General features: G+C 66.2%; 17 protein-coding genes and 1 tRNA gene. 9 read left to right on the top strand and 9 right to left on the bottom strand.

Annotation, left to right across the window (positions count from 1 at the left end; translation table 11 throughout):
* Window positions 1–124 precede the first annotated feature (124 nt).
* From shn_RS04485 to shn_RS04475, 3 genes are read right to left on the bottom strand one after another with little or no spacing between them, the layout of a single operon-like run.
* A complete protein-coding gene (locus shn_RS04485) occupies window positions 125–349 on the bottom strand; it encodes a hypothetical protein (protein WP_064329338.1) in 225 nt (74 codons plus the stop codon).
* A gap of 39 nt (window positions 350–388) precedes the next feature.
* Window positions 389–1,921, bottom strand: coding sequence for a globin-coupled sensor protein (locus shn_RS04480; RefSeq protein WP_064329337.1), 1,533 nt, complete (start codon window positions 1,919–1,921; stop codon window positions 389–391).
* Window positions 1,922–1,972: 51 nt separating this feature from the next.
* On the bottom strand, window positions 1,973–2,221 hold the full coding sequence (locus shn_RS04475) for a hypothetical protein (protein WP_064329336.1): 249 nt from the start codon (window positions 2,219–2,221) through the stop codon (window positions 1,973–1,975).
* Window positions 2,222–2,548: 327 nt separating this feature from the next.
* Here shn_RS04475 and shn_RS04470 point away from each other — a divergent pair, with 327 nt between their 5' ends.
* From shn_RS04470 to shn_RS04450, 5 genes are all read left to right on the top strand, one after another.
* A complete protein-coding gene (locus tag shn_RS04470) occupies window positions 2,549–3,433 on the top strand; it encodes a helix-turn-helix domain-containing protein (protein WP_064329335.1) in 885 nt (294 codons plus the stop codon).
* Between the two features lie 120 nt (window positions 3,434–3,553).
* A complete protein-coding gene (locus shn_RS04465; RefSeq protein ID WP_064329334.1) occupies window positions 3,554–3,817 on the top strand; it encodes a hypothetical protein in 264 nt (87 codons plus the stop codon).
* Between the two features lie 341 nt (window positions 3,818–4,158).
* On the top strand, window positions 4,159–5,535 hold the full coding sequence (locus tag shn_RS04460) for a M10 family metallopeptidase (protein WP_064329333.1): 1,377 nt from the start codon (window positions 4,159–4,161) through the stop codon (window positions 5,533–5,535).
* A gap of 217 nt (window positions 5,536–5,752) precedes the next feature.
* Window positions 5,753–6,088: a hypothetical protein gene (locus shn_RS04455; protein WP_064329332.1), complete on the top strand. Its 336-nt coding sequence runs from the start codon at window positions 5,753–5,755 to the stop codon at window positions 6,086–6,088.
* A 64-nt stretch (window positions 6,089–6,152) separates the two neighbouring features.
* Window positions 6,153–6,899 (top strand): trans-aconitate 2-methyltransferase, encoded by a 747-nt coding sequence (locus tag shn_RS04450; RefSeq protein ID WP_064332435.1) that lies wholly within the window; start codon window positions 6,153–6,155, stop codon window positions 6,897–6,899.
* Window positions 6,900–6,984: 85 nt separating this feature from the next.
* On the opposite strand, the gene shn_RS04445 is transcribed toward shn_RS04450, so the two are convergent.
* Together shn_RS04445 and shn_RS04440 are read right to left on the bottom strand one after the other, a co-directional pair.
* Window positions 6,985–7,425 (bottom strand): DUF3597 domain-containing protein, encoded by a 441-nt coding sequence (locus shn_RS04445; protein WP_064329331.1) that lies wholly within the window; start codon window positions 7,423–7,425, stop codon window positions 6,985–6,987.
* A gap of 168 nt (window positions 7,426–7,593) precedes the next feature.
* Window positions 7,594–7,668: transfer RNA gene (locus shn_RS04440), tRNA-Gln, on the bottom strand.
* A gap of 223 nt (window positions 7,669–7,891) precedes the next feature.
* Here shn_RS04440 and shn_RS04435 point away from each other — a divergent pair.
* Window positions 7,892–8,188, top strand: a complete 297-nt coding sequence (locus shn_RS04435) for a cupin domain-containing protein (protein WP_064329330.1) — start codon at window positions 7,892–7,894, stop codon at window positions 8,186–8,188.
* A gap of 5 nt (window positions 8,189–8,193) precedes the next feature.
* The gene (locus shn_RS04430) at window positions 8,194–9,129 is read left to right on the top strand and encodes an MBL fold metallo-hydrolase (RefSeq protein WP_064332434.1); all 936 of its coding nucleotides are present in this window, start codon (window positions 8,194–8,196) and stop codon (window positions 9,127–9,129) included.
* Window positions 9,130–9,158: 29 nt separating this feature from the next.
* On the opposite strand, the gene shn_RS04425 is transcribed toward shn_RS04430, so the two are convergent.
* A complete protein-coding gene (locus shn_RS04425; protein ID WP_064332433.1) occupies window positions 9,159–10,064 on the bottom strand; it encodes a DUF1499 domain-containing protein in 906 nt (301 codons plus the stop codon).
* Window positions 10,065–10,328: 264 nt separating this feature from the next.
* Between shn_RS04425 and shn_RS04420 the strand changes: the two genes are divergently transcribed.
* Entirely contained in the window at window positions 10,329–10,712 is a 384-nt protein-coding gene (locus shn_RS04420; protein WP_145925866.1) for a hypothetical protein, read from the top strand.
* Between the two features lie 64 nt (window positions 10,713–10,776).
* Window positions 10,777–11,034, top strand: a complete 258-nt coding sequence (locus shn_RS04415) for a hypothetical protein (protein ID WP_064329328.1) — start codon at window positions 10,777–10,779, stop codon at window positions 11,032–11,034.
* Between the two features lie 44 nt (window positions 11,035–11,078).
* Here the strand turns inward: shn_RS04415 and ppdK are convergent, their stop codons facing one another.
* The 3 genes from ppdK to smc all read right to left on the bottom strand — a co-directional run bounded on the left by ppdK (window position 11,079) and on the right by smc (window position 17,678).
* A complete protein-coding gene (gene ppdK / locus shn_RS04410; RefSeq protein ID WP_064329327.1) occupies window positions 11,079–13,745 on the bottom strand; it encodes a pyruvate, phosphate dikinase in 2,667 nt (888 codons plus the stop codon).
* 220 nt (window positions 13,746–13,965) lie between these two features.
* Window positions 13,966–14,112: a hypothetical protein gene (locus shn_RS36300; RefSeq protein ID WP_162853048.1), complete on the bottom strand. Its 147-nt coding sequence runs from the start codon at window positions 14,110–14,112 to the stop codon at window positions 13,966–13,968.
* Between the two features lie 101 nt (window positions 14,113–14,213).
* Window positions 14,214–17,678, bottom strand: coding sequence for a chromosome segregation protein SMC (gene smc, locus shn_RS04405; protein WP_064329326.1), 3,465 nt, complete (start codon window positions 17,676–17,678; stop codon window positions 14,214–14,216).
* Window positions 17,679–17,703: the final 25 nt, after the last annotated feature.

Raw genomic sequence — 17,703 nt, 5'->3', positions numbered from 1 at the left:
AAACGTTAACATAACCACCCAAATATGGCAGGAGAGGAGACTGTGCAAACAAGATTTGCGCAGTGGGTAAAGAGACTTAGCGCGGATCCAATATCCCGGGTAAAGCGGCGGCGAGCCCGCCGCTTCAGATCTCGATGACGAGACCTCGACATCGCAACGCCTCGTTGAACATGTCGAGGAGATGGTCGCGCGGCCCAAAGCCGTCCAGCAAAACCTTCACCGTCGCTTCCCGGCCTTCCGGCGCGGTAATGCAGTAGCCTCGCCCGACGGCAACGACCTCGCAGCCCAAGGCGAGTAGGTCATTGATGAGAGTGTCGACCGCTTTCCTGATTGACGACAGATCGTCCATTTTAAGACCATTGCCCACTATGTCGCATCCGGCTCGTTTCTATCTTGCGGCAATCCGCGTCGCGTCGGCCCTGGAAAGGGACGGGCTGGCCGCGCCGCCGCTCGGCCCCGGTGCCCGGTTCGCAATCTTGAATGCTCGCACCAGGCCGAGAAGCGTGACGGACTCGGAAGACAGCCTTTGAGTGGCGGCGGACGTTTCCTCCACCATGGCCGCATTCTGCTGCGTGATCAGGTCCATGTTGCCGACCGTCGCATTGATTTCCGCGATGCCGGCAGCCTGTTCGCGCGCGGAGTTTGCGATCGATGCCATGTGGTCGTGGATAGCCTGAACCTGGGCGCCGATGCTGCGCAACGCTTTGCCGGTATCGTTGACGAGCACGACCCCCTTGCTCACCTCGGCGGAAGACCTCCCGATGAGGTCCTTGATCTCCTTGGCGGCGGATGCCGACCGCTGGGCAAGTTCGCGGACCTCCTGGGCCACGACAGCGAACCCCTTGCCCTGCTCGCCGGCGCGCGCGGCCTCGACACCGGCATTGAGGGCGAGCAGATTGGTCTGGAATGCGATCTCGTCGATCACGCCGATGATCTGCGACATGCGCTTGGAGGAGCCTTCGATCTCGCCCATGGCTTTCATGGCCTCATCGACGATGGTCCCGGAGCGCGATGCCTCGACCGCAGAGACCTCGACGATACGCTGGACGTCGCTGGTCCTGTTCTCCGCCTCTCGCGCGATCGTCGTGATCTCCTCCAGCGCGGCAGCGGCCTCTTCCAGGGCGGAGGCCTGCGTTTCGGTACGCCGCGCCATGTTGTCGGCCGCGCCGGAAATCTCGCGCGCCTGCAAGGCGACCGCATCAGCAGCCGCGTTGATGTCGCTCAAAGTCCGGCCCACGGATTCTATCGACGCATTGTAGTTGTCCTTCAGCGAGCTGAACTCCGCCGTCATCTCTTCGCGCAGGGACGCCGTAAGGTCCCCGCTCGCCAGGCTTTTGAGAACCCGGTCGAGCGCGGCCAAGGCCACCTCCTGCTGATCCCGCAGAGCCTGCTGCTGCCCTTCGGCCTCGGTCCGCTGCTTGTCGAGAACTTCGAGATAGATGGAAATCGCATAGTCCATGTCGACCAGCGCCGCCTTGATGACACAGGCAACCTGGTCGCCGAGAGCCTTGCTCTTGTGACGGTGCAGCAAGCCCCCCAGCGCCTCGTCGATCACGGCGCGCACGATGCTTTCGACAAGCAGCGCGTAACCGCCGATATACCAGCGCGGCTCCAGGCCCAAACGGGCATGCGTGCGCCCGACCGCCGAGACGGCATCGACGTACTGGGCGTCGAACTTCGCCGATGCGATCGACTTCCAGTGCTCCGCCTGGCGGCTCTTGGCATGCTGCAGATGCGCCTCGTTCGCAAAAAAGCGCGCTGTTTCCGGATGGACCCGCGCCTTGCTGTAGAAAGCGTCGAGACCCGCATCGAGCGAGGCGACGATGACGGGTGAAATGTCCGCGAGGGTTTGCCGCTGCCGGCCGTTGAGGCCAACGAAGTCGAGCCTCTCGGCGAGCTGTTTCTGCGATGCATGCGTCATTGGTGGCCTCATTTAAAAAGGCGGAAAGGAAAGGGGATGGGGGCCGACGGGCTAAAGCCGCTCCGGTCCGGCCGGAAGACGCGCATCCGGGAGAGCCGGTTGCTCGTCCGATGCGATCGTCGTCGTGATCAGCCCCTCGAGCAGCATCTGTATATGGCAGAGGCTGCGCATGCCTTCCGCAAGCAGGTCACGCGTTTCCAGAAGCTGATCCAGGGTCGGCGGCGGCGCCACCGCCTGCGCGGGCGGGAAAAGGGAAGCCTGGTTTTCAGCGAGCGTCGAGAGGTGGATGACGTTTGTCATCGAGAGGGTCCTGAGAGAAGGGCAGGCACTGCCGGAGACCGAAGTGCACGGGGCACGTTCAGTCCTGGCCTTGGTCGCCGTGCGTGAAGAGCGGATCGGATGCGCCGAACCCGACATCATGTCAGCGAGGAGATCCCCCTCGTTCGGTACTACCATTTATGGCATCGAAAGGTTTACGAACTCTGAAAAATCCTACTTTCAGTTTAAAGTTCTTGCCGTTTATGTGCAGTTTTTGCGCTATGGCCGCGTTTGGCAAAAGCCAGGACGAGCTTCGGGCAAGCGAGGACGCCTACGCTTCCATTTCGGAAACAACCGTCAAGATGGACCATGCCGCACGCCGATTCGCTTGAGCTCGAATTTCGCCAACCCGAGGCCGAACCCGTCATCAACCGCTCCTCGCAATGGCGTGGGGTGCAGGTGGAATTCTCGCGCTTGCGACTGCCGGCCGAATATGAATTCAACTGGAATGGATCGACACACTATCTCGCATTGCACGACCTCGTTCTGGCAGATGGTGAAATGTTCGTGGATGACGTTCCCCCGACACCCGGCGGCGACTTGCGAAACAAGATGACTTTTGTTCCTGCGGCGTGCGGGCTGCGCGGATGGGCCAAGCCCGTGCCGCGTCAGAACACGTTCACCGTGGTGTATTTCGATCCGGCCGTGCTCGAACAGGAACTGCAAATCGAAGGCGCAGCCTCTACGCTGCAGCCGCATATCTACTTCAATGAACCGGATTTGCTCTCGACGATGAAAAAGCTCGAGGGCGCGATGTCCGGGGCGGATTTTTCGACCTCGACGCTCTATGCCGAAACGCTCGGGCTCGTTGCCGCGCTCGAAATGTTCCGCTTCCAGAGCGTGCTCGAAAAGCAACAACCGCGGCCCGGCACTCTCACCGCGGCCCAACAGCGCATCGTGCAGGATTTCATAGAGGACAATCTGAGCGCCGATTTCGGGCTGGACGACCTCGCATCCGTCGTCGGTCTCAGCCGCTATCATTTTAGCCGCTGCTTCAAGGCGACATTCGGAATGCCGCCTCACCGCTTCGTGACGGGACGCAAGATTGATAGGGCACGGGAGATGCTGTCGCAGCCGAACGTGTCCATCGCCGAGATCGCGTCGGGAACCGGCTTCAACAGCGTCGCCAATTTCAGCCGCACGTTCCGTGAACTGCAGGGAATGTCCCCAAGCGACTTTAGACGTGTCGTCTAGGACGCCGCGGCTGCTCGCCTTTGAGGCCTTGCGGCCGACGTGCGGCTTTGCGATTTTCACGGAGATAGGATAACGGTCTGGCCTTGCGAACGCCGCCTGCATTCGCTGTCGAGGAAGACCATGGCCAAGAAACCCAAGCTCGAGCATTCCGAACTGTCCGGCGAATATAGCGAGGACGGCGTCACGGTGCTTGTCGACATCTTCCGCCCGGCGGGAACGCAAGGGGACTGGAAGCTGGAGGTCGTCACGGAGAAGGAAGAGCTCTTCGAATGGGACGAGCCCTTCGCCACGGACCGGGAGGCCTTCGACGAGTTCCTCGCGACCGTGGCGCGCGACGGCATCCGGTCGTTCCTCGAAGACGACGACGTGCCGACGACGCATTGACGGCATCGGCCTGACAATCCCTTTCCCATGGGCCGGTCCCGACCGGTCGGAACCTCCACGGATCACGTCACGCTCGCATTGACCGTCGAAGGGCACAGTCTCGACCGGCCTCCATGAAGCCCTCTCCCGCCGGCGCGCCGGCAAGACGGCCGCGAAAAGAACAAATGCGACCAAATTTGTTCTTCCGTGCGTGAATAAGGTTTCTTGCAGGAACGTCATGCCCCCGTAAGATGCCATCGATTCATGGCGAGGCCCTGTCCGAATCGGCATCGCGGCGACCGGACGGGAAAGTCCTCGCTCGCCGACAACACGGCGCGAACTCTGTTCGAAGGGGGGCAGCAATGACGGGTACGGGTAAGATCACCAAGACGGTCACGGCGACGGGATCGCAATTCATCGATTCCGTCCTCAGCGGCTTTGCCTGGGGCGGCACGGGCGTCACCTATGCCTTTCCCACGTCGACGGGCAGTTACTCCTATTTCGGCGAGCCGAACAACAATTTCGGCTCCGTCTCGGCCCTACAGAAGAACGCCGCGCTTTTCGCCATGGAGAAGAGCTTCGGCGGCAGCGCGAATGACGGCTTTTCCGTCGAGGGTTTCACCAACCTGAACTTCGCCGCCGGCTCGCCCGGCACCGCGACATTGCGCTTCGCCCAGTCCGACGACGCAAGGCCCACCGCCCACGCCTACTATCCGTCCACCAGTCCAACGGGCGGCGACATCTGGTTCAGCACGGAAAACGCCGGCACGATCAACGACTACCGTGTGCCGAAAGCCGGCAACTACGCCTGGCACACCCTCATCCACGAGCTCGGCCATGCGCTCGGCCTGAAGCACGCCCATGAAAGCAATACGTTCGGCGCCATCCAGAGCGAATGGAACAGTCCCGAATATTCGGTCATGACGTACAACTCCTTCGTCGGCGACAATGCCGCGGGCTACAAATACGAGGAGTTCGGCGCGCCGCAGACCTTCATGATGGCCGACATCTATGCGCTCCAGTACATGTATGGCGCGGATTATTCGACGAACAAGGGATCGACCGTCTACAAGTGGAAGCCGGGCACGGGCGACACCTTCGTCAACGGCAAGCTCGCCATCGATGCCGGCGGCAACCGCATCTTCGCCACCGTCTGGGACGGCGGCGGCAATGACACCTACGATCTCAGCGCCTACAAGACGGGCATCGAGATCGATCTGCGGCCCGGCGCCTATTCGATGTTCAGCAAGACCCAGCTCGCCTTCCTCGGCGGCGGGCCGAACGACGGCTATGCCCGCGGCAACATCTTCAACGCGCTGCTCTTCAACGGCGACCTGCGCTCGCTCATCGAGAATGCCAAGGGCGGCTCGGGCAACGACACGATCCTCGGCAACCAGGGCAAGAACCACCTGATCGGCAATGGCGGCAACGACATACTCAGAGGCGCGGCGGGCAATGACAAGCTCAACGGCGGGACGGGCAACGACATGCTGACCGGCGGCAAGGGCTCCGACGTCTTCATCTTCAAGAAGGGCTACGGCCGCGACACGATCACCGACTTCACGAACAATGTCGACGACATCGACCTGCGTTCCTACAATTTCTCCTCCGTCAGCAAGGTGCTCGCCAAGGCCGAACAGGTCGGCAGCGACGTGCATATCGAACTGGGCGGCAACGACCTCCTGATCCTCAAGAGGTTCAACCTCAGCAATCTCGACAAGGGTGATTTCCTGTTGTGAGGCGCGATGGGGAGGGTCCGGCGCAAAAGCGGCCGGCCCCTTCCCGTGCGCCGGCCGGCCGCAACGCTAACTGTTGCAAATCCGCACGTTTGACGCGTCTTCGCTGGGGACGACGGCAAAGTTCGCATGGCGGCGATTCCCCTTTTCGGCGCGCTGCGCTATGGCGGTGCGAGGCTCACAATCACGGCCGCACCGAAGTCCCAAGGAAATGGCACCCATGAATTCCCGCATTGCAATTCTGGCAGGCGTTGCGCTTGCCCTCGCCGGATGCACCACCGCCGTCGTCGCGTCCAATCCGCTGCAGGCCCGCTGGAACGGCAAGACCGCCGGCAGCTTCTTCGCGGCCTACGGCCCGCCGATTTCCGACACGGCCGGCGCGGGCGGCACGACGCTCTACAAATGGCGCGGCGGCTTCGTGAAGGGCAAGTCCTGCACCGTGGAGCTCACGGTGAGCGAGAGCTACCGGATCAACACCATTCGCGCCGTCGGCGACCGCGTCGACCCGAAGGGCGGGCCGACCCATTGCGAGAAGGTTCTCGACGCGGCGTCGTAAGCAGCGGCCCGACCGACCCTCTCCAAGGCCGCGCGAAGACGCGGCCTTTTTCATGGAGGACACCATGGACGAAGACCGCCTCTATCATGACCCGGAGCTGGCCGATTTCTACGACCTGGAGAACGGCTGGGAGCGCTCGCCGGATTTCGCCTTCTGCAAGGCACTGGCCGAAGAGGCGGCAAGCGTGCTCGACCTCGGCTGCGGCACGGGCGCGCTTGCCGTGGCGCTTTCCGGCGGCTGCACGGTGGTCGGCGTCGATCCGGCGCCGGCCATGCTCGCCATTGCGCGCGGCAAGCCCGGCGCGGATATCGTCGATTTCATCGAGGGCGACGCCCGCACGCTGCGGCTCGGCCGCCGCTTCGACCTCGTCTTGCTCACCGGCCACGCCTTCCAGGTGTTCCTGAGCCGGGAAGACCGCGCCGCCGCCCTTGCCACCATCGCCGCGCATCTTGCGCCCGGCGGCCGCTTCATCTTCGACAGCCGTAACCCCGCCTGCCGGGAATGGGAGGAATGGGGGCCGGAGGCATCGATGCGCCTCGTCGATCATCCCCGCTTCGGCCCCGTCGCCGCCTGGAACGACGTCGCCCATGATCCCGCCACCGGCATCGTCACCTACGGCACCCACTACGAGATCCGCACCACCGGCAAACGCCTCTCCGCCGCCTCCCGCATCGCCTTTCCGGACAAGGCGGAACTCGAGACGCTGATCGCCGAAGCGGGCCTACGCGTGGAGCGCTGGTTCGGGGACTGGGAAGGCAACGACTGGCGGCCGGGCGCGACGGAGCTGATCCCGCTGGGCAAGCTTCGTTAGAGCAGGCCAAAGGCTCTGTTTGGCGAGGACGGCGCGGCATCCTTCAGAAGCCCGCCGGCACGCACCGGCGGGCTTGCGTTTTCGTTCAGTCCAGCAGGTCGGCGGGAACCTTGCCGCCGTTGTCGGCGAGAGCCTTCAGCAGGGCCTTGTGCAGCCAGATGTTCATGCTGGCGGAATCGTTCTTGTCGCCGGTATAGCCGAGCTCGTCGGCCAGTTCCTTGCGCTCCTTGAGGCTGGCATCCATGCCGAGGGCCTTCATCATGTCGACGATGGAATGGCGCCAGTCGAGCTTCTGGCCATTCTTGGCGACGGCCGCGTCGAGGATCGCGGCGACATCCACCGGCTGGCCCGGCGTGGCGGCGACGGGCTGGCTTGCGGTCGACGTCGCCACCGCTTCATTGCTGACGGTCGGCGTGGCGGAGACATCCGCCGTTGCCGGCTTGACGGCTTCGGCCGTGATCGTTTCCGCCGGCTTTTCCTCTGCCTTGCCGAAAAGCTTTTCCTTGATGGAACTGAAGATACCCATGTCTTACTCCCTGTTGATCTCTACCGGCTCTGACTCGGCAAGATCAAAATAGAGGCGTTGCTCTTCATTTCAATGAAATCCGCACCGCGGACATGGACAAACGGCACGACGAGCGGCTTGACCGTCACCAGTCCTTGCAAAGCGCTTGTTTTCACGGGGGAAGGGCCGTGGCTGGGGCGCCAGGATTCGAACCTGGGAATGCCGGTACCAAAAACCGGTGCCTTACCGCTTGGCGACGCCCCAACACGGCGGGAGCCTGATAGCAAAGGCGGGCGGCGTGGACAATGCTTAAGTTCCGTTTGGCGGTGATTATTCTCCGGCCCGCACCGTTCCCGAATGCATGCGATCCCCTGATGGCGCTTGGCAGGGGCGCGTTGCGGCGATAGGGTCCGGCCGAACGATCGTCCTTTCGGCGGGCATCCGGCAGGCCGGTTGCCCGCCCTGCCCCTTCACACGAGGAGCCGCCATGCCCCAGTTCCGCGCCCGCCCGCCGGCCGTGCCCACCGTCCTTCTCGACGATGCCGTCGTGCGCGTCACGCGGTGGGATTTCGAGCCGGGCGCCGATACGGGCCATCATGTGCACGGGCTCGGCTATGTGGTCGTGCCGATGACCGACTGCGACTTCCTGATCGAGGAGGAGACCGGCGAGCGGCGGGTGCACACCAAGGCGGGCGCGGTCTACCGGCGCGAGGCGGGCGTGGCGCACAATGTCGTCAATGGCGGCGACACGCCGATGAGCTTCATCGAGATCGAATACAAGTGACGACCGTGAGCGACGCCGGACGGGAAGCCCCGCAGTTCAACCTCGAATTCAAGCCCGCCCATGGCGAGGCCGTGCCGGTGGCCCCGCGCGTGCAGCGCATCACCGTCAACAATCCGGGGCCTTTCACCTTCCACGGCACGAACAGCTATATCGTCGGCGACCGTTCGGTGGCGGTGATCGACCCCGGCCCGCAGGACGAGGCGCATTTCGCGGCGCTGATGCGGGCGCTCGCCGGGCGCGAGGTGACCCATATCGCCGTCAGCCACACCCACCGCGACCACTCGCCGCTCGCCCGCCGGCTGAAGGCGGAGACGGGCGCGATCATCGTCGCGGAGGGGCCGCACCGGGCGGCGCGGCCGCTGCATGCCGGCGAAAGCAATCCTTTCGCGGAAAGCTCGGACGTGGACTTCGTGCCCGATATCGCGCTCGGCCACGGCGAGAGCGTGGCGGGCGACGGCTGGGCGCTGACGGCGCTGCTCACCCCCGGCCACACCGCCAACCACGCCGCCTTCGCGCTCGACGGGCCGGAGGGCATCGTCTTTTCCGCCGACCACGTCATGGCCTGGGCGACGACCATCGTCGCCCCGCCCGATGGCGCCATGGCGGACTACATGGCCTCGCTCGACCGGCTTCTGGAGCGCGATGACCGGCTCTACCTGCCCGGCCATGGCGGGCCGGTCACCGAGCCGGCGGCATTCCTGCGCGGCCTCAGGACCCACCGGCGCATGCGCGAACGGGCGGTGCGCGAACGCGTGCGCGCCGGCGACCGGCTGATCGCCGACATGGTGAAGGTCATCTACCGCGAGACGGACCCGCGCCTGCATGGCGCGGCGGCGCTTTCGGTGCTGGCGCATCTGGAAGACCTCGTCGCGCGCGGCGAGGTGGTGACCGAGGGCCCACCCGCGCTGAAGGGGCTCTACTTCCCCGCGCCCGGTCTTTGAGCCCTCGACGCGCGAAAACGCCGAAAACGTCAATCGCCGGCAATGCCCAGCAGTTCCGCATCGAGCGCCTTCAGGTAGCCTTCGACCAGCGCCGCCCCGAAGCCGAGATCGTGCGGCCCGTAGCGCGACGCGGCACGCATGTCGACGAGCGTCGTCTCCGCCTCCTCGCGCAGGCGGATGACCACGTCGAAGCGGAAACCGAAGAGCGGCGAGCGCCATTCGCCCTGCAGCAGCACGTCGCCCGGGCCGCCGATGCGGGGAATGAGCGGCGTCTCGAGCGGGCGCGCCTCGGGGATCGGCACGTCGCCCAGCGCTTCCTGGCTTTGCGCCACCCTGGCCGGATCGACGACGAGGTCCTCGAGGTCGGCGAGGATGTTGTCGAGCCCGTCCTCGGCGGTGATGGCGATGCCATAGGCGGCGGCGACCTTGCGCACGCCCTGGTAGACGCGGTCGAGCGCGCCGTCGTAGCGCCGGCCCGAAAGGCCGGGATAGGCCGCAAGCTGCACGGCGCGGTCACGCGCCCCGACCGGCCCGATGCGCGGCAGCCAGTCCTGCGCGGCGGCGGGCTCGGCAAGCCAGGGCGGGGCAGCGGCCGTATCCGTCGTCACGTCATAGAGCGCCGGCTTGTAGAAATAGGCATAGGCCGCAGCGCCGGTGAAGCCGAGCGGCAGCAGGCAGAGCAGCAGCGCCGTCAGCGCCGCCTTTCCGCCGCGCGCCCCGACATGCCAGAGCCGCGCAAGGCCGATGGCCGCCAGCAGCACGGCCACCCCCGCCACGACCGCGGCAAAGCCGGCCAGCGCCAGGAAATGCGGCGTGGTCAGCGGGCCGAAGCGGTGCGACAGCACGGCGGCGACGAACAGCAGGCAGGAGAACAGCGCCATGCGCCGCGCCCAGTGCGCCGCATGGGAAACGGGCCGTTCGTACTGGATCGTGATTGCCATGGCCTCACCGGATGCGTCCGCGGCGCTTGATGCCGCGCCCTTTTCCTACTGCAAATTTGCCGAAACCGGAATCGTTTTAAGACATTGCGGGAGGGGCCTCAGGTTTTACGAAAACCTCAACGCCGCCGTTTCCAACAGCGCGGATGCGGCGTTCTGGCTGGGGACAGGGCGTTCCCATCGCGCAAAAATCCTTGTGTGCCGCAAATTCGCCACGCTCGTTAACGACGGTTTACGAACGGGGGTAGACCAAGGAGCAAGATGATGTTGCCGACGCAGACGGCCGCCGACACCGCTATCGCCACGCCCGCGGGCGAACCCGCCCTCCCCCTGGAGCTTCTGGAACTCGAACTCTCGCTCGACGGCTTTTCCGGCGACGAGGCGGGCTTTGCCGATGCCGTGCGCATGGCTGCCGACCAGGTCGGCGGCGATTTCCTCTTCGACCTGCCCGCCTCGGGCCTTGCCGAGGATTGCCGGCGTATCGCGGCGCTGCGCGTGCCGCAGGGCGAGGAGGGTGCGCTGGCCGTGGTCTTCGCGCTGCTCGACGCCGAGGGCGCGGCCATCCGCGTGGAAACACCCGACGAGACGATGAAGGACCTCAAGCGTTTCGCCGACGCGTTCGTGGACGTGCTGCAACGCATCTGATGAGGTCTTGCCGCGGCGCGCCGCCGGGCCTATTCATGGCGCGCAACAGTTCGCCGGAGCCCGCATGTCGAAGATGCTCGTTCGTTTCGCCGCCCTTGCCGCCACCACCCTCTTCCTCGCCGGCTGCCAGACGGCCGCCGAGGTGCGCGCCAATGACGAGGCCAGATGCCGGTCCTACGGTTTTCGCGCGGGGACGGACGCGTTCGCCGAATGCCTGCAGCGCATCGACCTCGACCGGCGCGCCGATTTCCGCGCGGCACGCCTGCAATCGCCGATGTGGGACCGGCCGACCTATGTCTATGTGCCGGTCCGGCGGCGCTAGGGCATTTCCGCTCCGCACTCCTGCCGGAATAGAATCAGGAGGCCTCAGGCCTTGCCGTTGAACGCCGCCTGCGCTGCCGCGAGCCGGGCGATCGGCACGCGGAAGGGCGAGCAGGAGACGTAGTCGAGACCTGCCTCCTCGCAGAAATGGATCGAGGCCGGATCGCCGCCATGTTCGCCGCAGATGCCGAGCTTCAGGTCGTTGCGGGTGCGCCGGCCACGCTCGGCGGCGATGCGGATGAGTTCCCCCACCCCGTCGAAATCGAGCTGGACGAACGGATCCTGCTCGATGATGCCCTTCTGGATATAGGTCGACAGGAACGCCGAGGCGTCGTCGCGAGAAATGCCGAAGGTCGTCTGCGTCAGGTCGTTGGTGCCGAAGGAGAAGAACTCGGCCGATTCGGCAATGACATGGGCGCGCAACGCCGCGCGCGGCAGCTCGATCATCGTGCCGACGAGATAGTTGATGGCAACGCCGGTTTCGGCGATCACCGCCTTGGCGACGGCCTCGATGCGGGCCTTCACATAGTCCAGCTCCGCCTTCAAGCCGACCAGCGGCACCATGATCTCGGGCTCGACGGCCGCACCCGTCGTCTTCGCTGCCTCGGCTGCGGCCTCGAAGATGGCGCGGGCCTGCATTTCGGCGATCTCCGGATAGGAGATGGCGAGGCGGCAGCCGCGATGGCCGAGCATGGGGTTGAATTCGTGCAGCGTATCGACGCGTCGTCGCAGCGCCGCCTCCTCGATGGCAAGGGCGGCGGCCACCTCGGCGATCTCCTCGTCGCTCTTCGGCAGGAATTCGTGCAGCGGCGGATCGAGAAGGCGGATCGTCACCGGCAGGCCGTGCATGATCTCGAAGAGCTCGGCGAAATCCGAGCGCTGCATCGGCAGGAGCTTTGCCAGCGAGGCGCGGCGGCCGGCTTCATCTTCCGCGAGAATCATCTCGCGCATCACATTGATGCGGCTGCCTTCGAAGAACATGTGCTCGGTGCGGCAGAGGCCGATGCCTTCCGCGCCGAAGGAGCGCGCGGCGCGCGCGTCCGCCGGCGTCTCGGCATTGGTGCGCACCTTCATGCGCCGCGTGCGGTCCGCCCATTCCATGATGCGGCCGAAATCGCCCGACAGTTCCGGCTGGAGCATGGGGATCTCGCCCTTCAGCACCTGGCCGGAGGAGCCGTCGATGGTGATGACGTCGCCCTTCTTCAGCGTCACGCCATGGGCGATGAGGAGTTCGTTGCGCAAATCAACGCGCAGCGTGCCCGCGCCGGAAACGCAAGGCGTGCCCATGCCGCGGGCGACGACGGCCGCATGGCTGGTCATGCCGCCGCGGGTGGTCAGGATGCCCTCGGCGGCGTGCATGCCGTGGATGTCTTCCGGACTGGTCTCGATGCGCACGAGGATGACCTTGCGCCCCTCCTCCTGCGCCTGCACGGCGTCTTCCGAGGTGAAGACGATCGCGCCCGTCGCCGCGCCCGGCGAGGCCGGCAGGCCGGAGCCGATGACGTCGCGGCGCGCGCGCGGATCGATCGTCGGGTGCAGGAGCTGGTCGAGCGAGGCGGGATCGATGCGCGCGACGGCCTCGCCCTCGCTGATCAGCCCTTCCGTCGCCATGTCGACGGCGATCTTCAGCGCCGCCTTGGCGGTGCGCTTGCCCGAGCGGGTCTGCAGCATCCAGAGCTTGCCGCGCTCGATGGTGAATTCGAGGTCCTGCATGTCGCGGTAGTGCCGTTCCAGCCGGTCGCAGATGCCGCGGAACTCGGCGAAGGCTTCCGGCATCAGCTTTTCCAGCGACGGCCGGTCGGAGCCCGACGCGATGCGCGCTTCCTCGGTGATGTTCTGCGGCGTGCGGATGCCGGCGACGACATCCTCGCCCTGCGCATTGACGAGGAACTCGCCGTAGAGCTTGTTCTCGCCCGTCGAGGGATTGCGCGTGAAGGCGACGCCCGTGGCGGACGAATTGCCGAGATTGCCGAAGACCATGGCCTGGACGTTGACGGCCGTGCCCCAGACGGCGGGGATGTTGTGCAGCGTGCGATAGGTCACCGCGCGGGCATTCATCCAGCTCGCGAAGACGGCGCCGATCGCGCCCCAGAGCTGGACTTCCGGATCCTGCGGGAATTCCTCGCCCAGTTCCTCCCTGATCGTCTCCTTGTAGCGGGCGATGACGTGCTGCCATTCGACGGCGGAGAGCTCGGTATCCTGCTCGTGCCCGAGCCGGCCCTTCTCGTCCTCCAGGATCTCCTCGAACACCTCGTGGTCGAGCCCCATGACGACGTCGCCATACATCTGGATGAAGCGGCGGTAGCTGTCCCAGGCGAAACGCGCATCGCCCGCATCATGGCCGAGCGCCTCGACCGTGCGGTCGTTGAGGCCGAGATTGAGGACCGTGTCCATCATGCCGGGCATGGAGGCGCGCGCGCCGGAGCGCACGGAGAGCAGGAGCGGCTTCGCCATGTCGCCGAAGAGGCGGCCGGTGATCGCCTCCATCTGGCGGAGCGCGGCGCGGACCTGATCCTTCAGGTCGTCCGGCAGCCGGCGGCCGTTGTCGTAATAGTGGTTGCAGGCGGAGGTGACGATGGTAAGCCCGGGCGGCACCGGCAGGCCGAGATTGCACATTTCGGCAAGGTTCGCGCCCTTGCCGCCCAGCAAGTTGCGATCGCCCGCGCTGCCTTCGGCACGGCCTCCCCCAAAGGTATAGACCCACTTCTCCATGCACGCCTCCCCATATGCGTCCTCGCAATCTACATGAACTGCATCTTGTTGAAAACGCGGCATGACGGGTTTTGTGCTGCAATGCATCAATTTTGCGACGGCACTGCAACATTACGAGAGCCAAATAAAAGCCGTGGCCCTTGCGGGAACACGGCCTTGAGCAATTCCAGCGAAAGCGCGAAGCGGTTTTGCGTCTGGAATTGCGGCGGAACGAACGGCTTCAATTCCCCTCGATGGAAAGCCCCTGCTGGTCAAGACGGATCTCGACGCCGTCAGGCTTCTTCTCCTCCTGCCAGGCATAATAGGAAAACCCGGCCACCACGACGACGAGGGCGCCGATGATCATGTAAAGTGCGTCTCTGCTCACGTTTGATCCCCAATTGCGAAGAATGCCTGCGGGAACGGCAGGCGCTGTTCAATGCGCGAGAGGGGGATTTGTTCCGCTACGCTACCGTCCAAGAGGAACGGTTAAGACGCCTCGCGCAGTTGCTCGGCCGTCTGCAGGTCGACGGAGACGAGCTGGGAGACGCCCTGTTCGGCCATGGTGACGCCGAAGAGGCGGTTCATGCGGGCCATGGTGATGGGGTTGTGGGTGATGATGACGAAGCGGGTCTCGGTGGAGGCCGCCATCTCGTCCATCAGGTTGCAGTAGCGCTCGACATTGTGGTCGTCGAGCGGGGCATCGACTTCGTCGAGCACGCAGATCGGCGCCGGATTGGTGAGGAAGACGGCGAAGATGAGGGCCATCGCCGTCAGCGCCTGCTCGCCGCCGGACAGCAGCGTCATGGTCTGCGGCTTCTTGCCCGGCGGGCGGGCGAGGATTTCGAGCCCCGCATCGAGCGGATCGTCGCTCTCGATCAGTTGAAGTTCCGCCGTGCCGCCGCCGAAAAGGTGGGTGAACAGGCGCTGGAACTGCACGTTGACCACGTCGAAGGCGGCGAGCAGCCGCTCGCGGCCCTCGCGGTTGAGGCTCTGGATCGCCGAGCGCAGCTTGCGGACCGCCTCGATGATATCCTCGCGCTCGGCGACGAGCGCGTCGCGCTTTTCCGTCAGCTCCCGCTGCTCCTCCTCGGCGCGCAGGTTCACGGCGCCGAGCCGTTCGCGCTCCATCTTCAGCCGGTCGAGCTCGCGTTCGCGCTCGCGCGGATCGGGCAGCGGCCTGTCCGCAGGGTGGCCGGTCAGCCGCAGCGCCTCGTGCGGCGCGCAGTTCAGCGCCTCGCGGATGCGCGCCTCGCCCTCGATGCGGCGCTCGCGGGCCGAGACGAGGCGTTCTTCCGCACGCCCCCGGGTTTCGCGCGATTCGGCGAGCTGCGACAGCGCGGTCGCGGCAGCGTGATCGGCCTCGCGCTGGCGGTTCTCCGCCTCCTGCAGGGCATCGGCCGCCTCGCGGCGGGCGGCTTCCGCATTGCTGAGGCCGGTCAGGAGTTCGCGGCGCCTGTCCTCGATCTCGTCCGGCGCCTCGGCCAGTTCCTCCATTTCCTCCTGCGCTTCGGCTTGGCGCTCGCGCAGGGTGGCGATGTGATTCTCGGCATTGGCGGCGCGGCTCCGCCACGTCTCGCGCTCGGCAGAGATCGCCATCAGACGGCGGCGGCGGTCGGCCATTTCGCGGGCAAGGCCGTCATGGGCGGCGCGCGCCTCGGCCAGCGTCGCGCGGTCGGTCGCGACATCCATCGTGTGGGCGCGAAGGCTGAGGTCGAGATCGGCAAGATCAGGCGCCTCTTCCAGCGCGGCGCGGGCATCCTCCAGCGAGACGGCGGCCTCCTCCACCTGCGTCTCGATCTGCGCCCCGGTTTCGGAGAGCACGGCCCGGCGGCGGATGAGATCGCCGGCGGCCCGTTCTGCCGCTTCCAGCCCTTCGCGCGCCTCCGCAAGGGTCCGGGTGGCGGCGCGCTGTGCTTCGCGTGCCTGCTGCTGGCGCTGTGTCTGCGCACGGATGGTGTCGCCGGCGCGGGCAAGGTCGGCTTCCGCATCACCGAGCGCCGCGCGGGCCTCCTCCAGCTCGGCTTCGAGTTCGGCGAGGCGGTTCTTCTGTTCGAGGCGGAGCGCGGCGGCGCTCGGCGCATCGGCACCGGTGACGTGGCCGTCCCAACGGAAGACCGCGCCCTCGCGGGTGACGAGCCGCTGGCCGGCCTTGAGCTGCGGCAGCAGGGACAGCCCCTCCCCTACGCTGCCGGCAATGCCGATCTGCGCGAGGCGGCGGGCGAGCACGGCAGGCGCGCGGACATGGTCGATCAGCGCCGTGATGCCCTGCGGCAGGGGCGCGTCGCCGGATGCATCGCCGGACAGGCGCCAGTGCACGGGGGCGGAACTGTCGGCCGGCGAATCGAGATCGTCGCCGAGCGCCGCGCCGAGCGCCGTCTCATAGCCGCGGTCGACATCGACGTCCTCCACGACGGGCGCGAAGGAACCGCCCGTGCTGCCGGCCTCCAGCATGCGCCGGATGGTGCGGGCTTCGGTCTCGATGCCGGCAAGGCGGGCGCGGGCGGTATCGACCGGGCCGCGCAGGGCGGATTCGGCAAAGCGGGCCTCCTCCAGCGCCTCCTCGACGGCGACAAGCATCTCGCCGGCCGCCTCCAGCGCCTCCTCGGCGGACAAAACGGCGGCGCGGCGCTCTTCCGGATCGGGCAGCGCGGCGATGCGCACGTCCATCTCCGCAAGCTCGCGGACCTGGGCGGCATGCTGCTGACCGAGGCGCAGGTGGCGTTCGGCAAGGTCGCGGATCGCCTTTTCGAGCTGGTTGCGCGAGGCCTGCGCTTCGGCGCGCTCGGCGGTGACGGCCGCAAGCGCCGTTTCGCTCTCGGAGAGTTTCGCCGCCGCCGCGTCCATCGTCTCGCGCGCGCCGACGGTGCGCTCGTCGGCCTCGGCAAGGATCTCGCCGATCTCCTCCTCCTCCGCCGTCAGGCGCTCCAGCACGGCGGCATTGTCGGCGACCATGCGCTCCTCGCGGGAGATGTCCTCGGCGAGCTGGGCGAGGCGGCGGGTAAGTTCGTCGCGGCGGCGCAGCAGCCGGGCGGAATCCTCTTCGAGTTGCGCGCGGGCGATCTGCAGGCGCTGCAGCACGGCGGCGAGCTTCGCCTCGTTCTCGCGCAGCTCCGGCAACTTCAGGCTGGCGACGGCCTGTTCCTTGGCGGCCTGCATCTGGGCGTTGGCCCGCTCGGCGACGAGCGAGGTCGCCTGGTTGAGCTGGCTTTCGGCCTCGGCCTCGGCCTCCTTGGCCTGCGCCCAGCGGATATGCAGCAGCATCGCCTCGTGGCGGCGGATATCGGCGGAGAGCGCCTTGAAGCGGTTCGCCTGGCGGGATTGGCGCTTCAGGCTCTCGATCTGGCTTTCGAGCTGCGAAGTGACGTCGTCGAGCCGTTCGAGATTGGTCTCGGCGGCGCGCAGGCGCAGCTCCGCCTCGTGGCGGCGGGAGTGGAGGCCCGAAATGCCGGCCGCCTCTTCGAGCAACTGGCGGCGGGCCTGCGGCTTTGCCTGGATGAGTTCGCCGATGCGGCCCTGCCCGACCATGGAGGGCGAGCGGGCGCCGGTGGAGGCGTCGGCAAAGAGGAGCTGCACGTCCTTGGCGCGCGCCTCCTTGCCGTTGATGCGGTAGATCGATCCGTTCTCGCGTTCGATGCGGCGCGAGACCTGGATCTCGTCCTGATCGTTGAAGGCGGCGGGAGCCGTGCGGTCGGAATTGTCGAGATAGAGGCCGACTTCGGCGGTGTTGCGCGCCGGGCGGTTGCCGGAGCCGGAGAAGATGACGTCGTCCATGCCGGACGCGCGCATGTTCTTGTAGGAATTCTCCCCCATCACCCAGCGCAGCGCCTCGACGAGGTTCGACTTGCCGCAGCCGTTCGGCCCGACGATGCCGGTGAGGCCCCGCTCGATGATGAACTCGGTGGGCTCGACGAAGGACTTGAAGCCGAGGAGGCGGAGTTTTGTGAACTTCATGCGGCACACCTGGGGATGGCAGGCA

It is taken from the genome of Shinella sp. HZN7 (genome assembly GCF_001652565.1).
In the GTDB taxonomy this organism is placed as follows: Bacteria; Pseudomonadota; Alphaproteobacteria; order Rhizobiales; family Rhizobiaceae; genus Shinella; species Shinella granuli.
Note: the sequence above shows the minus strand (reverse complement) of the source record. Positions and strands in the feature narration are given on the sequence as shown.